Here is a 12979-nt window from a genome sequence, read left to right as displayed (position 1 = left end):
GCGCTGATGGAACTGCGGCTGCTGGTCACCTTCGAGAAGGTCGCGACCGTGCTGAGCTTCACCCGGGCCGCGGCCGAGCTGAAGTACGCCCAGTCCAGTGTGACCAGCCAGATCCGCGCCCTGGAGACCTCCCTCGGTACGGAGCTCTTCGACCGGCTCGGCAGCCGCATCCGCCTGACCGAGGCGGGCGAACGGCTCCTCCCCTACGCCCGGCGGATCATCGACCTGGGCGAGGAGGCGCGCGCGGCGGTCGTCGGCGCCGAGGAACCGGCCGGTCCGCTCGCCGTCGGCACCATGGAGTCGCTGACGTCGTACCGCCTGCCGCCCCTGCTGGAGTTCTTCCACCACCGCTATCCGAAGGTACGGCTGTCGTTGCGCACGACCATCGGCGACGAGACCCGGCAGGCGCTGCGCCAGGGGACGTACGACCTCGGATTCCTGATGGAGGAGGAGACGGAGCACGTCGGCCTCGAGTCCGAGGTGCTGGCCGTGGAACCGCTGGCGCTGGTGGCGGCGCCCCGGGATCCGCTGTCCGGGAGACCCGTCGTGACGGCCGATCTCGTACGCCGGCCCCTGCTCGCCACCGAACCCGGCTGCGCCTACCGGGACCTGTTCGAGCGGGAGCTCGCCTCCCATGCCTCCGTGGACTTCATGGAGTTCGGCACGATCGAGGCCACCAAACGCGCGGCGGCGGCCGGTCTCGGGATCTCGCTGCTGCCCGAGGTGACGGTCGCCGCCGAACTCGCGGACGGGACGCTGGAACGGCTGCTGTGGGAGCCGCCGTTCACGCTTCGCACCCAGCTGGCGTGGCGGTCCGGGAAGCGGCTTCCAGCGGCTGCGCGGCTGTTCGTGGAGCAGGCGCGGCGGCTGGTGTCCGAGGACTCCTCGGCAGGGTGACCTTCAGGCTCGCGAGGACGATCAGCGGAACGCCGAGCGCCTGCACGAGGCCGATGTGGTGGCCGTACACCGCCCAGTCCATGACCATCGCGACGGCCGGGTAGACGAAGGCGAGCACGGCGATCTTCGCGGTCGGGAGCTTGGCGTAGGCGGCGTACAGGAGGACGTACATCACCCCGGTGTGGATGACCCCCAGGCCGACCAGCCAGCCCCAGTCGGCACCCTCCCCGCGCATCGCGCCGAAGTCGGCGAAGGGCAGCAACAGCGGTATCCCGACGAGGACTTGGACGAAGGCGATGAGGTGCGGGCGGACGCCCGTCACGCGCTTGGTGACCACGGTGGACAGGCCGTAGAGGAGCGCGGCGAGGAGAGCCTGGCCGACGCCGACGACGTACGAGCCGCCGCTCGTGAAGTCGCCGGGTGTGATGCCCGAGACGAGGATCAGCCCCGCGAAGGCGACGGCCACCCAGCCGACCTTCGCGGCCGTCAGCCGCTCACGGAACAGGAGCGCGCCCAGCAGCACCACGTAGAACGGCTGCGTGTGGTAGACGACCGTGGCGACGGAGATCGACGTGTTCTCGTACGACTGGAAGAGCAGCAGCCAGTTGAAGACGATGAACACACCGCCGAGGACGGTCAGGCCCAGGGTGCGCGGGGTGAAGCCGTGGCCGCGCAGCCAGCCGCGGGCGACGACGTACGAGCCCAGCGCGAGGGCGCCGAACAGGACGCGGAAGAAAACGACGTTGAAGGGCGAGGCGCCCGACTCGACGACGAAGACGCCGAGGGTGCCGGAGAGCATCATGGCGGTCGTCAGCTGGGCCGCGCCCTTGTTCTCTGAGGTCATGCCGACGAAGCTACGAGCGGGAGGCGCGGGCGGTCCACGGGCCAGTGGGGCGTCCTGCCGATGGGGGGCATCGCCACCGTCGATAGGGCGTGCTGTCCCCGGTCGGTCAGCGCAGGGACGACGTGAACGCGGCCCAGGCGGAGCGGGTGACGACGAGGACCGGGCCGTCAGGGTTCTTGCTGTCCCGGACGGGGACGATGCCGGGGATAGCGGGGGCTATTTCGATGCAGTCGCCGCCGTTGGATCCGCTGTAGCTGCTCTTGATCCACGTCGCCGCGTTCAGGTTGTCCTTGTCCATGGTGGCCGTAACCTTCCATCAATTCGCTGACCAGAGCGGCGGACTCGGGGGCCGACAAAGCGTCCGCCCTGAGCACATCATAGGTCTGGCTGTGGCGCGCGTAGGCGGCTGGATCGTCGTTGAAATGGCCCCGGTCGAGCGATTCGGAATAGACCCACTCATGCCCGTCGGGCAGCCTGATCAGGGACATGGAAGCATTGGGCCGGTCAAGCCCTGGACGGTCGGCACGGACCACCTGAATACGGATGTTGGGACGCCGACCCACGGTCAGCAGATGGGCGCATTGGTCACGCATGACAGAAGGACTGCCCACCACGTTACGCAGACAGCTCTCGTCCAGTACGGCGACGTACAACGGGCCCTCAGCACCCAGGAAGCGCCGCTGGCGGCTCATTCGTGCCCGAACCCTCTCCTCGACCTCGCCGCCACTCGTGACCGGCGAGAACAGCGCCCGCGCATAGTCCTCCGTCTGCAACAGCCCCGGAATGACGCGCTCTTGATATGCCCGCACCGCCACCGCCACCGCGTCCATCTCGGCCCTGCGCCGGAACCAGTCCGGATGCTCCACCTGCGGATACCAGTCGATCCGCCCCCACAGCCGCCCCAACACCCCACCTGTGACGAGCAGTTCGTCGCACTTCTTCGCGAACGTGTCCTGGGGAACCCGGGCACCCGCCTCAACGCGGGCCACATGTGAACGGTCGCAAGGGATCTCGCGTGCCAGCCCCTCCTGAGTGAACAGCGCGGCCTCGCGGAAGTGCCGTAACACCTCGCCGAACAGCGCCGCGTTACTGACCGCCGATCCCGCCTCGGCATTGCGTCGCGTCACAGCCTCCCCCTCCGTGCCAATGGGCCAGTCGCACGCGTCGAGCGTTGATACCGACCGTTCCCCCGGGCGAGGCTTGGTACACCCAGAGTGACGAAGAGTGTGCGGAGTGAGCATGACCGAGCAGTGGGAGACGGGGACGTTGGTCTACGACCCGCAGGCGCGCAAGGTGGGCGAGTACCGGGACAAGGCGGGCCCGTACGCGATGCTGCGCCCCGTGGGCGGCGGCCGGGAGTGGCAGGCGGACCCGGCGCTGATCCGCCCGGCGACGCCCGAGGAACGGCTCAGCGCCGAGGTGAAGGCGGTCAACCATCGTTCGGGGACGCCGCTGTGACGAAGCGTCAGGGGGATGACGTGACCCGCCCGCCCGAGCCGGTTCCCGGTTGCCCGGCGTGCGCGGAACTCGCCGTGCGGCGGGACGACGCCCGCGTCCGGCGCGACGGCACCGAGGAGACCGACGCGAACGTGCTGCTGCGCCGCCACCTCAGGGCGCAGCACGGCGCACCGGTGCGCCGCCGGATCTTCCGGTACGTCCCGTACACGATCGTGCAGGACGCGACGGCGGAGCCGGAGTACGCGGCGCGGTGCGTCTCGGGGGACGAGGCCGACTGCGGTGCCGGATCAGGCCCGCGCAGCGACCCGGCGGAGGTCGAGGAGTGGCAGCGCAGGCACACCCAGGAGACCCGGCACACGCGTTACCGCCGTGACTTCGCGGACTACGCGGTCATGGAGCCCCCGCGCTGAGCGCTCGGTCTCAGCGCTCCCGGTCCTCGCGCAGCACGAGCGCGAGCAGCCCCGGGAAGCGGGCGTCGAACTCCTCGCGGCGGAGGCGGTTGACGCGTTTGGGCCCCTCGTCGCGCTGCTCGACGAGGCCGGCGCCGCGCAGCACGGTGAAGTGGTGACTGCGGGCCGCCTTGCCGACGGGCACGTCGAAGCTGCCGCAGCTGCGCGTCCACTCGGGGGATCCCGCCAACTCCCGTACCAGGGCGATCCGTACGGGATCGGCGAGGGCCGCGAGCGCCGTCTGCACGGGGACGTCGTCGGGGTGGGTGTGCTCGGGAGCCGCCCGATGGCTGGTGCGCTCCGTCACGCCGGCCTCCCTGGGTCCCTTGCGTCCGCCTGTGCGTCCGCTTGTGTGTCTGCTTGTGTGTCCGCTTGCAGAGTGTTCGATGAAAACCATACACTCCCGAGTGTTCGCTTTTCATTGAACAGTCGAGCGGTCGGTAAGGGTGGGTGCCATGCGCGCGGTGGAATTCCAGGAGTTGGGCGGTCCCGAGGTTCTCCAGGTCGTGGAGGCGAAGGTTCCCGAGCCGGGCCCGGGGCAGGTGAGCATCGACGTGGCCTACGTCGGCGTGAACTTCGCCGACCTGAAGGCACGCTCGGAGGGCTACCGCGTACCAGGTCTTCCCTTCCGCCCCGGACTTGAGGTCTCCGGCCGGGTCCGGGCCATCGGCGCGGATGTCGAAGGGCTGGAGGCCGGTCAGGAGGTCGCCGCCCTGACGGAGGGCGGGGCCTATGCGGACATCGTGGTGGCCGAAGCGGTGACCGTCTTCCCGCTCCCGGAGGGCGTCGGTCTGCGCACCGGTGCCACGCTCCCGACCGTCCTGCCGACGGCGTACGCCCTCCTGCACACCGTGGGCCGGCTCCAGCCCGGCGAGACGGTCCTGGTGCAGGGCGCGGCGGGCGGAGTCGGCACGGTGGTGGGGCAGTTGGCGAGGTCGGCGGGGGCCGGGACGGTGTACGGCGTCGTGTCGGCGGCACCCAAGGCCGAGTACGCCCTCGGCCACGGTTACGACGAGGTCTTCGTGGGCTCCTCCTTCGTGGACGAGGTCAGGGCCGCGACGGACGGCCGCGGAGTGAACCTGGCCCTGGACCCGGTCGGCGGGGAGACCCTGCGCGGCAGCCTCGCCTCCCTGTCCCCCTTCGGCCGCCTGGTCTCGTTCGGCAACGCGAGCTCGGCGGAGCCGTGGACGGTCGGGCAGCCGGAGCTCTACCCGACAGGTCTGTCGGTCGCCGGCTTCTCCATCCTCGGCCTGGCCAGGACGGCACCGGGCGAGCTGCGCGCGATCGCCGAGCGGGCGTTCCGGACGGTGGTCGAGGGAGTCGTGTCCCTCCCGGTGACCGCGGAGTTCGGGCTCGAGGAGGCGGCGGAGGCGCATCGCCTGATGGGGAGCCGGAGCAGCACGGGGAAGTTGCTGCTGCGAGTGGGTCAGCGGTGAGGTCCTGGTGACCGCGGTCTCCTCGACGAGTGCGCCCGAGGCCGGGGCCTGTCCGGCGGATCATGCCTGACGGGCCCTAGTGTTTCCGGCCATGACCTCCCGCCAGGACACCACCCGGGCGTCGTACGACATCGTCGCCGTCGACTACGCCGCGCTGCTCAAGGACGAGTTGGGGAACAAGCCCCTGGACCGGGCCATGCTGGCCGCCTTCGCGGAGCAGGTGCGGGCCGGTGGGGGCGGGGAGGTCGCGGACCTCGGCTGCGGGCCGGGACGGGTGACCGCCCACTTGGAGGGGCTCGGCCTGGACGCGTACGGGATCGACCTTTCCCCGGAGATGGTGGCGGTGGCCCGGCGCGACCATCCGCGTCTGCGGTTCGAGGTCGGCTCGATGAACGACCTCGCCATCAAGGACGACTCGCTCGCGGGGGCCCTGGCCTGGTACTCCACCGTGCACACCCCGCTGGATGAACTCCCGCTGTTCTTCCGGGAGTTCCACCGCGTGCTGGCGCCCGGCGGTCACCTGCTGATCGCCTTCAAGGTGGGCGACGAACGGGTGCGTCTGAAGCACGCGTACGGCCATGACCTGGACCTCGACGTGCACCGCTTCCCGCCCGAGCGCGTCGCCGGACTGCTGCGCGCGGCCGGGCTCGTCGAGGTCGCCCGCCTCGTTCGCGAGGCCGACGCCCGCGAGAAGACCCCGCAGGCCTTCCTCCTCGCCCGGAAACCGGAGACGACATCGCGGTGAGCTGAACTCCGCGCGGCGGCCGTGCTCGTAGGCGCGCGGACCGCACGGACAGGTCGTGACGTAAGTCGAGGGTGTTCATACCTTCGTCGGCCGTCCGTAGACCGACGGCGGACGGCAGGCCGCGGCACCGCTTCCCAGACTGAGGTCATGACGACGACGGGAGGCGCGATGCAGGGGATCAGCCGGGCTCGGTTCCTGGGGACGGCCGCGGCGGTCGGGGGCGCGGCGCTGCTGCCCGCGGGCCGGGCGGAGGCGACGGCCCCGCGGCCCGGACCGCCGAACGCGAGCCCAGAACCGACGACCGCGAACCCAGGACCGACGAACGGGACTCCTCCCGGGCTGACGCACCGGGGTGTGGTGTACGAGGTCGGCGCCGGGGAGACGCCGGCGACGGCCTGGAGCCCACGGCGGATGCGCGCGGACCTGCGCGCCATCACGCACGACCTGCACGCCGGCGCCGTCAAGGTGACCGGTGACGGCGTGGAACGGCTCACCGCGACCGCTGCCGAAGCGGCCGGGCTCGGCCTGAACGTCTGGCTCGAACCGACCCTCGGGGACGTGCCCGAGCACGAGATCCTCGACCATCTCGCGGAGACGGGCCGGTTCGCCGAGCGGATGCGGCGGCAGGGCGCCGGGGTGCACCTCAGCGTCGGCTGCGAGTTCGTGCTGTACGTCCCCGGCATCGTGCCCGGCGCCAACGCCCAGGAGCGCGTCGAGAACCTGCTCAAGGGCAACTTCGACCCCGTACGGGTCGCCCGCGGTCTGCGCCGGTTCACCGCGAAGGCGGCGGCGGTCGGCCGGTCCGTCTTCCACGGACGGCTGACGTACGCCGCCGCGCAGGACGAGGACGTCGACTGGGGGCTCTTCGACCTGGTCGGCATCGACTACTACTCGTACTTCCGGCGGCGTGCGGACCACGTACGCGAGCTCGCCGCCTTCCGCCGGTTCGGGAAGCCGGTCGCGATCATGGAGTTCGGGTGCTGCACCTTCAAGGGCGCCCCGGAGAAGGGCGGCATGGGCTGGGACGTCGTCGACCACACGAAGGAGCCGCCCGAGATCAAGGGCGGCCTGGTGCGGAGCGAGCGCACCCAGGCCGTGTATCTGACGGACGTGCTGTCGGTGTTCGAGTCGATGGGGCTGTACTCGGCGATGGCGTACACCTTCGTCACCCCCGACGCCCCGCACCGTCCCCGCGACCCGCGCCACGACCTCGACATGGCGAGCTACAGCATCGTGAAGGCGATCGAGGACCGCCGTCCCGGCGCCCCGGCCGCGTCCTCCGGCTGGCACTGGGAGCCGAAGGAGTCCTTCCACGCGCTGGCCCGGCAGTACGGTCGGGCCCGCTGCTGAGCCTGCCCGAGGGGGCTTTGCACACGTTGCCCTCGCGCTCCGGCCACTGGAGAGTGGAGTCATGGAGCGCAGGGAGCGCAGGGAGCAGGGACAGCCACCGGCACAGGCACGCGCATGGCTCGCCACCGCCGTCGCGGAGGCCCGCACCGGGCTCGCCGAGGGCGGCATCCCGATCGGGGCCGCGCTGTACGGCGCGGACGGCACCCTGCTGGGCCGCGGCCACAACCGCCGCGTCCAGGACGGCGACCCGTCGACGCACGCCGAGACGGCCGCCTTCCGCGCCGCCGGACGGCAGCGCACCTACCGGGGCACGACCATGGTGACCACCCTCTCCCCCTGCTGGTACTGCAGCGGTCTGGTCCGCCAGTTCGGCATCTCCCGGGTCGTGATCGGGGAGGCCGAGACCTTCCACGGGGGCCACGACTGGCTGGCGGAACACGGTGTGGAGATCGTGCTCCTCGACGACCCCGAGTGCGCCACGCTGATGCGCGACTTCATCGAGAACAACCCGGCACTGTGGAACGAGGACATCGGTGAGTGAGCCCAAGACCCCGCCCGGCCCCCGCATCCCCACCGTCGACCTGCGCCCCTGGCTCTCCGGGGACCCGGAGGCCCGCGCGGACATCGCCCGTACCGTCGACCGGGCCCTTCAGAGCGCCGGCTTCCTCCTGGTGACCGGACACGGCGTGGACGCGACCCTGCGCACCCGCATCCGCGAGGCCGCCCGCGCCTTCTTCACCCTGCCCGCCGAGGCGAAGCAGCCGTACGCCGCCCGGGTCGGCGGCCGCGGCTGGCTCGGCCCGGGCGCCGAGGCCAACGGCTACTCGGAGGGTACCCAGACCCCGCCGGACCTCAAGGAGTCCCTCACCTTCGCGACGCACGAGCCCTTCACGGACCCGGAGACCAACGCGGAGTGGTACGCGCCGAACGTCTGGCCCGCCGAAGTGCCCGAGCTGCGGAAACTCTGCGAGGAGTACCTGGCGCGGATGGGCGGGCTGGAGAACCACCTCCTCGCGCTCCTGGGCGAGGCCCTCGGCCTGGAGCCGGACTTCTTCACCAAGCACATGGACCATCCGACGTACGGCTTCAACATCAACTGGTACCCGGGGACGGAGATCATCGGCGAGCCCCGGCCGGGCCAGTTCCGCATCGGCCCGCACACCGACTTCGGCACGGTCACGATCCTCGACCGGCAGGCCGGCAAGGGCGGACTGCAGGTCTTCACGGATGACGGCGGCTGGGAGGACGCGCCGTACGACCCGGCGGCGTTCACCATCAACATCGGCGATCTGATGGCCCGTTGGACCGGCGACCGCTGGCGCTCCGGCCGCCACCGCGTCCTGCCGCCGCCCGCCGACGCACCCGCCGAGGAGCTGATGTCGCTCGTCTACTTCGGCGAGTGCACACCGGGGACGGTCGTGGAGTCCGTGCCCGCGCCCGTGGGCCGGGTCGCGTACGAGCCCGTGGACTCGCATGTCTACCTGCGCCAGAAGCTGGACTCGATCACTGTGGGGTAGCACGCGGAAACTTTTCGTAACCCAACGGACACCAGGCGCTCTATCCCGAATCAAGTCCCCCTTTTTACACTGGTGTTGATAGACCTCACAGCAGCACATCGGATCAGATCGGACCGCCCCGGGGGGAGATGCGGTGCACACAGGGCTGCACGGCCGGGGGGCGCTGTTCGACACCGATCCGCCCGGTCTCGCTCCGAGGCTCGTCGGCCTGCGTCCGTACCAGCTCCGCTCGTCGGCGCCGGAGCACCCCGGGGAGCTGCCGTTCGTGGTGTTCGCGGGCGGCCGGGGCCTCGGCAAGAGCGCCGTGCTGCGCGAGCTGTACGACGCCTATCGCGGGCACACCCCGGTCGCGCTGGTCGACGGCGAGGATCCGAAGTTCGCGGTCCCGCCGCCGGAGCGGCCGGCGGAGTCCTGGTCCCCGGTGGCACAGGCGCTCACCACCGTCGCGGAGCAGCTCGCCGAGCCGGTGACGGGCGCCGGGCGGATCGGTTTTCCCCGGCTGGCGTCCGGGCTGCTGGCCGTCGCGGCGGGCGGCTGGAGCAACCGTGACGTGCCGCGCATCCGGCAGGAGGCCGAGCGGATCCTGCTGCTGAACGAGACGGGATCATGGCTGTCCGGGTTCGCGGGCCGCTGGGTCAGCAAGGTCGTGGCCAAGCTCATCGCCTCGATGAGCGGGACGGGCCCCGTCATCGCACCGATCATCGAGGCCACCCTGGAGGCGTTCGCCGAGGGGATCGGCCCCACGCACCGCCGGCTGCGCCGGGCCGCCACCTGGTACCGCGACTATCCGAACGCGGGCGGCAACCCGAAACTCGGGCTGATCCTGCTCTCCGGCCACTTCCGGGCGGGCGGCGACTCCCGCAAGCACGCCGAGCGCTATCTCGTACGGGCCCTGCTGGCCGACCTCGACGACGCGTACGCGGGGCTGATGCAGCGCTCGCACCGGCTGGGCCGCCCGGTCGTACTCATCGACAACGTGCAGGAGCCCGCGGGCCTCGGCCTCATGGAGCCGGTGCTGCGCGACCGCAACGACGGCATCGCCGACCAGGTCGTCTTCTTCACGGCTCTACGCGGGTACACCCACCCGGCGCTGCGCAACGCGGGCCGCCACGCCCTGCCCGAGCTCGCCCGGCAGACCGACTGGGAACCGGGCTCCTCGCCGTCCTCCCGCGCGCTGCTCGTCTCGCTGCCGCCGCTGACGCCGGACGACACGCTGCACCTCCTGGGCGCCGCCACCCACGGCCCGGAGGTGCCGCCGCACCTCCCGCACGCCACCCACCGGCTCACCGGGGGCAGCCCCCTCGGCATCACCCTGCTCGCCGAGTCCGCGCGGCAGAACCTTCCCCAAGGCGCGACCTCCCTGGGCAAGTTGCTCACCACCGACGTCACCGTCCACGAGGACCACGACGGCCACCCCACCTACCAGGAACTCCTCGCCCGGCTCGTGCCCGGCGGCCGTCTCGACGAGCTGACCTTGCTCGCGGCGGCCCACGACCACACGTCGGCGTGCGTGCTCGCCGAGGCCCAGCTCCCGGACGACTTCGGCGCCTCGGGCGTCCTCGGCCTGGAGGAGCGGCTCGCTCAGGAGGGCTGGGCGCCGGCCGACGGACAGTTCGTGGGCGATCCGTTCCTGCGCGCGCTGCTCCTGCTGCGGCTGCACCACGGCGACGCGGATCACGAGCGGTGGCGGGCCGCCCACCGGACGCTCATCGACCACTACGGCGACGACGGCCCACCCGAGAGCGCCCGCTACCGGCTGCATCACGAACTGGCCCTGGGGAAAGCCGATTTCGCGGTGGCGCATCTGCGCGACACCTTCCCGCGCACCGACACCCGCGCCTGGCTGTCCACGCTGGTCTTCATCGCCTCCGCGCCGTACTACCACGCGCACGACCCCGACGGACGTGACTTCGACGGTCACGACCACCGGGCGTCGGTCGCGCTCGGCCACACGGACGCGGAGCAGCGCCCGCCGGACGGCGTGGACGCCGTACTCCATCTGCGGGTGCGCCGACTCCTGCACGCGGTCTGGCAGTTGACCGATCCGCTGGTGCTGCCGGACCCGAAGGTGACCGACCGGCTGCGGTTCGAGCTGGAGCAGCTGTCGAATCTGCTGCCCGCGGGCAACGCACTGCTGTGGCGGGCCTCCCGGGACTGGCCGTCGGACGCCCTCGCGGGCCGCCCCTTCCGCATCCCGGGCGACGACGAGGACGGGGTTCAGTAATGGCGCAGGACAGGGGCTGGTGATGGCACGCTTGTGGAGATGGCTGCGTGAGGACGTCTGGGAGATACGTTTTCGCCGGTACGTCGCCGTGACGCTCGCGGCCGTCCTCGTCGCCCTCGGCGTGTGGGGCGGCATGACGGCCACCAAGGTGGACCGCTCCTGCGCACCGGGGGTGGTCCAGCCGAAGGGCAGCGACGAGTGCGTGGGCGTCTCGTGGACGACGTACGCCTTCGGACGTCCTCAGTTCGCCGAGACGGTGCAGGCCATCAACCGCGAGAACCACCACCTGCAGCCCGGGAGTTACGTCACCGTCGCGCTGCTCGAACCCTTCACCGCGACCGACGCCGACAACCTGGGCGATGTGCTGCACGAGCTCCAGGGCGCCTATCTGGCCCAGTACCAGGCCAACCACGACACCAACGGCCTGAAGCCGAAGATCCGGCTGGTGCTGGCCAACCCGGGTGCCACCGGGGCCTATTGGCAGCAGACCGTCGACCAGCTGAAGCGCATGACGAAGACACCCGACCGGCTGCGCGCGGTGACCGGGGTCGGCCTGAGCACCGACAACAACAAGAAGGCCGTCAAGGAGCTGACCCGCCGCGGGATCCCGGTGATAGGGAGCTCGATCACGGCCGACGACCTCGCCAACGGCCAGGACGGCAAGGACCCCTACCCCGGGCTCGCCCGGGTCTCCCCCACCAACACCGACGAGGCCCGCGCCCTCGCCTCCTTCGCCAAGGTGTCGGCCACCAGCGCCTTCCTGGTCTACGACCGCACGGGCGACCCGTACACACGCACCCTCCAGAAGTCCTTCGAGAAGATGCTCAAGGGGTCGCGGTACGAGGCCCAGCCGTTCACCCCGCCCGCCGACCGCAGCAAGGAGGGCAGCACCGCCAACGTCTTCGCGCAGATCACCACCATCCTGTGCACCACGCCGAAGAGCACCGACACCATCCTCTTCGCGGGCCGGCACACCCAACTGCGGCAGTTCATCAACGCGTTGGGCGCCCGTGGCTGCGTCGACCGCCGCTTCACGGTGCTCACCGGCGACGAGGGCTCGTATCTGGCCGGCGACAAGGACCTCGACCCGCGCGCCCTCAAGGACCCCTTGCTGACCGTCCGTTACACGGCGCTCGCCCACCCGGACGCCTGGCTGAGCGACACCGCGAAGACCGGCGGCAGCGCGGCCGACGCCAAGGTGCTCCAGGAGCTGCTGGACAGCGCGGGGCGGGAACCGGTCGGCCCGATCGGCAAGGCCGCCCTGTACGACGGCCAGCTGATCATCGCGTACGACGCGACGCGGCTGGCCGTGCACGGCATCCGCGGGGCGTCGCCGACCGGGCAGATCCCGGCCCTCGCGGACGTGGGGCTCCAGTGGCCGCAGGTGAAGGGCGGACAGCTGCGGGTCAACGGGGCGAGCGGCTGGATCTGCCTGGACGCCCACGGCAACCCGTACGACAAGGCCGTACCGATCGTGGAACTGACCCCCGAGAGCCGCACGCGCTTCGTGAAGATCGCCTGGCCGGAGGGAAAGCCTCCGGCACGGGAGTGCCTGCCGCCGTCCTAGCCTCCGCCTGCGCCTTCCCCTTCCCCTTCACCTGAGGCTTCGCCCTCGCCTGCCCCCTCGCCCTCGCCCTCGCCCTCGCCCTCGAGGGCCTTGAGCAGGCGCTCGAAGCGGGCGCGCCACGGGGGCTCCCGCTCTCCCTCGACCTCATGGGTGAAGCGGACCGTGGTCCCGTCCGGCGTCCCGGGCTCCAGATGGAAACGGACCCGCCCGTGCCCCTCCAGGCTGTACTCGGCGACCCGCTCCACATCCCAGGCGGTGATCCGCCCGCTGCCCAGCCCGCGCAGGGTGACGTCCCCGCCGAGCCGGGGCTCGAGGACGTCGGCGGCGGCCAGCCACCCCCGCAGGCCTTCGGGGGTGGCCAGTGCCGTCCAGACTTCCGCCACAGGCTGGGGAAGCCGCAGCAGGTAGTGGAGGACCCGCGCGTCGCCCCGGTGCTCGGTGTCGCCCTCGTCAATCGATGGCCGGTCGATGGGTCGGATCATGAGACCAGGG

15 protein-coding genes are annotated in these 12979 nt (G+C 71.4%); 10 read left to right on the top strand and 5 right to left on the bottom strand.

Annotation, left to right across the window (positions count from 1 at the left end; all coding sequences use genetic code 11):
• Nucleotides 1-6 precede the first annotated feature (6 nt).
• Nucleotides 7-897 carry a LysR family transcriptional regulator gene (locus ACFVXA_RS02785; protein WP_390023588.1) on the top strand — a complete coding sequence of 297 codons (891 nt, stop codon included), beginning with the start codon at nucleotides 7-9 and terminating at the stop codon, nucleotides 895-897.
• On the opposite strand, the gene ACFVXA_RS02780 is transcribed toward ACFVXA_RS02785, so the two are convergent.
• From ACFVXA_RS02780 to ACFVXA_RS02770, 3 genes are all read right to left on the bottom strand, one after another.
• Nucleotides 785-1741, bottom strand: a complete 957-nt coding sequence (locus tag ACFVXA_RS02780; RefSeq protein WP_389751442.1) for a DMT family transporter — start codon at nucleotides 1739-1741, stop codon at nucleotides 785-787. The genes ACFVXA_RS02785 and ACFVXA_RS02780 overlap by 113 nt on opposite strands.
• A 106-nt stretch (nucleotides 1742-1847) precedes the next feature.
• A complete protein-coding gene (locus ACFVXA_RS02775; protein ID WP_383736706.1) occupies nucleotides 1848-1961 on the bottom strand; it encodes a DUF397 domain-containing protein in 114 nt (37 codons plus the stop codon).
• On the bottom strand, nucleotides 1909-2868 hold the full coding sequence (locus ACFVXA_RS02770) for a Scr1 family TA system antitoxin-like transcriptional regulator (protein WP_384397593.1): 960 nt from the start codon (nucleotides 2866-2868) through the stop codon (nucleotides 1909-1911). The genes ACFVXA_RS02775 and ACFVXA_RS02770 overlap by 53 nt, the downstream gene beginning before the upstream one ends.
• A gap of 112 nt (nucleotides 2869-2980) precedes the next feature.
• On the opposite strand from ACFVXA_RS02770, the gene ACFVXA_RS02765 reads away from it, so the two are divergent.
• Nucleotides 2981-3199, top strand: a complete 219-nt coding sequence (locus ACFVXA_RS02765; protein WP_383736576.1) for a hypothetical protein — start codon at nucleotides 2981-2983, stop codon at nucleotides 3197-3199.
• Nucleotides 3196-3609: a hypothetical protein gene (locus ACFVXA_RS02760; RefSeq protein WP_390023586.1), complete on the top strand. Its 414-nt coding sequence runs from the start codon at nucleotides 3196-3198 to the stop codon at nucleotides 3607-3609. The genes ACFVXA_RS02765 and ACFVXA_RS02760 overlap by 4 nt, the downstream gene beginning before the upstream one ends.
• Nucleotides 3610-3619: 10 nt before the next feature.
• Here the strand turns inward: ACFVXA_RS02760 and ACFVXA_RS02755 are convergent, their stop codons facing one another.
• The gene (locus tag ACFVXA_RS02755; RefSeq protein ID WP_362018533.1) at nucleotides 3620-3955 is read right to left on the bottom strand and encodes a helix-turn-helix transcriptional regulator; all 336 of its coding nucleotides are present in this window, start codon (nucleotides 3953-3955) and stop codon (nucleotides 3620-3622) included.
• A gap of 148 nt (nucleotides 3956-4103) precedes the next feature.
• Here ACFVXA_RS02755 and ACFVXA_RS02750 point away from each other — a divergent pair, with 148 nt between their 5' ends.
• From ACFVXA_RS02750 to ACFVXA_RS02720, 7 genes are all read left to right on the top strand, one after another.
• A complete protein-coding gene (locus tag ACFVXA_RS02750) occupies nucleotides 4104-5084 on the top strand; it encodes a zinc-binding alcohol dehydrogenase family protein (RefSeq protein ID WP_384397589.1) in 981 nt (326 codons plus the stop codon).
• Between the two features lie 91 nt (nucleotides 5085-5175).
• Complete coding sequence (locus tag ACFVXA_RS02745) at nucleotides 5176-5829, top strand: class I SAM-dependent DNA methyltransferase (RefSeq protein WP_390023584.1); 654 nt, start codon at nucleotides 5176-5178, stop codon at nucleotides 5827-5829.
• A 147-nt stretch (nucleotides 5830-5976) separates the two neighbouring features.
• The gene (locus ACFVXA_RS02740; RefSeq protein WP_390023582.1) at nucleotides 5977-7179 is read left to right on the top strand and encodes an abortive phage infection protein; all 1203 of its coding nucleotides are present in this window, start codon (nucleotides 5977-5979) and stop codon (nucleotides 7177-7179) included.
• A gap of 61 nt (nucleotides 7180-7240) precedes the next feature.
• Nucleotides 7241-7720, top strand: coding sequence for a nucleoside deaminase (locus ACFVXA_RS02735; RefSeq protein ID WP_384019921.1), 480 nt, complete (start codon nucleotides 7241-7243; stop codon nucleotides 7718-7720).
• On the top strand, nucleotides 7713-8696 hold the full coding sequence (locus ACFVXA_RS02730) for an isopenicillin N synthase family dioxygenase (RefSeq protein WP_390023580.1): 984 nt from the start codon (nucleotides 7713-7715) through the stop codon (nucleotides 8694-8696). Before ACFVXA_RS02735 ends, ACFVXA_RS02730 begins: the two co-directional genes overlap by 8 nt.
• 133 nt (nucleotides 8697-8829) lie before the next feature.
• Nucleotides 8830-10920: a hypothetical protein gene (locus ACFVXA_RS02725; RefSeq protein ID WP_389934429.1), complete on the top strand. Its 2091-nt coding sequence runs from the start codon at nucleotides 8830-8832 to the stop codon at nucleotides 10918-10920.
• A 22-nt stretch (nucleotides 10921-10942) separates the two neighbouring features.
• Nucleotides 10943-12487: an ABC transporter substrate-binding protein gene (locus tag ACFVXA_RS02720; protein ID WP_390023578.1), complete on the top strand. Its 1545-nt coding sequence runs from the start codon at nucleotides 10943-10945 to the stop codon at nucleotides 12485-12487.
• On the opposite strand, the gene ACFVXA_RS02715 is transcribed toward ACFVXA_RS02720, so the two are convergent.
• Entirely contained in the window at nucleotides 12484-12969 is a 486-nt protein-coding gene (locus tag ACFVXA_RS02715; protein ID WP_390023576.1) for an SRPBCC domain-containing protein, read from the bottom strand. The two genes, ACFVXA_RS02720 and ACFVXA_RS02715, sit on opposite strands and share 4 nt — an antisense overlap.
• Between the last annotated feature and the right edge of the window lie 10 nt (nucleotides 12970-12979).

The sequence above is a fragment of the Streptomyces sp. NPDC058246 genome, from assembly GCF_042881985.1.
Classification (GTDB): domain Bacteria; phylum Actinomycetota; class Actinomycetes; order Streptomycetales; family Streptomycetaceae; genus Streptomyces.
This window is presented reverse-complemented; position numbering and strand designations above follow the sequence as displayed.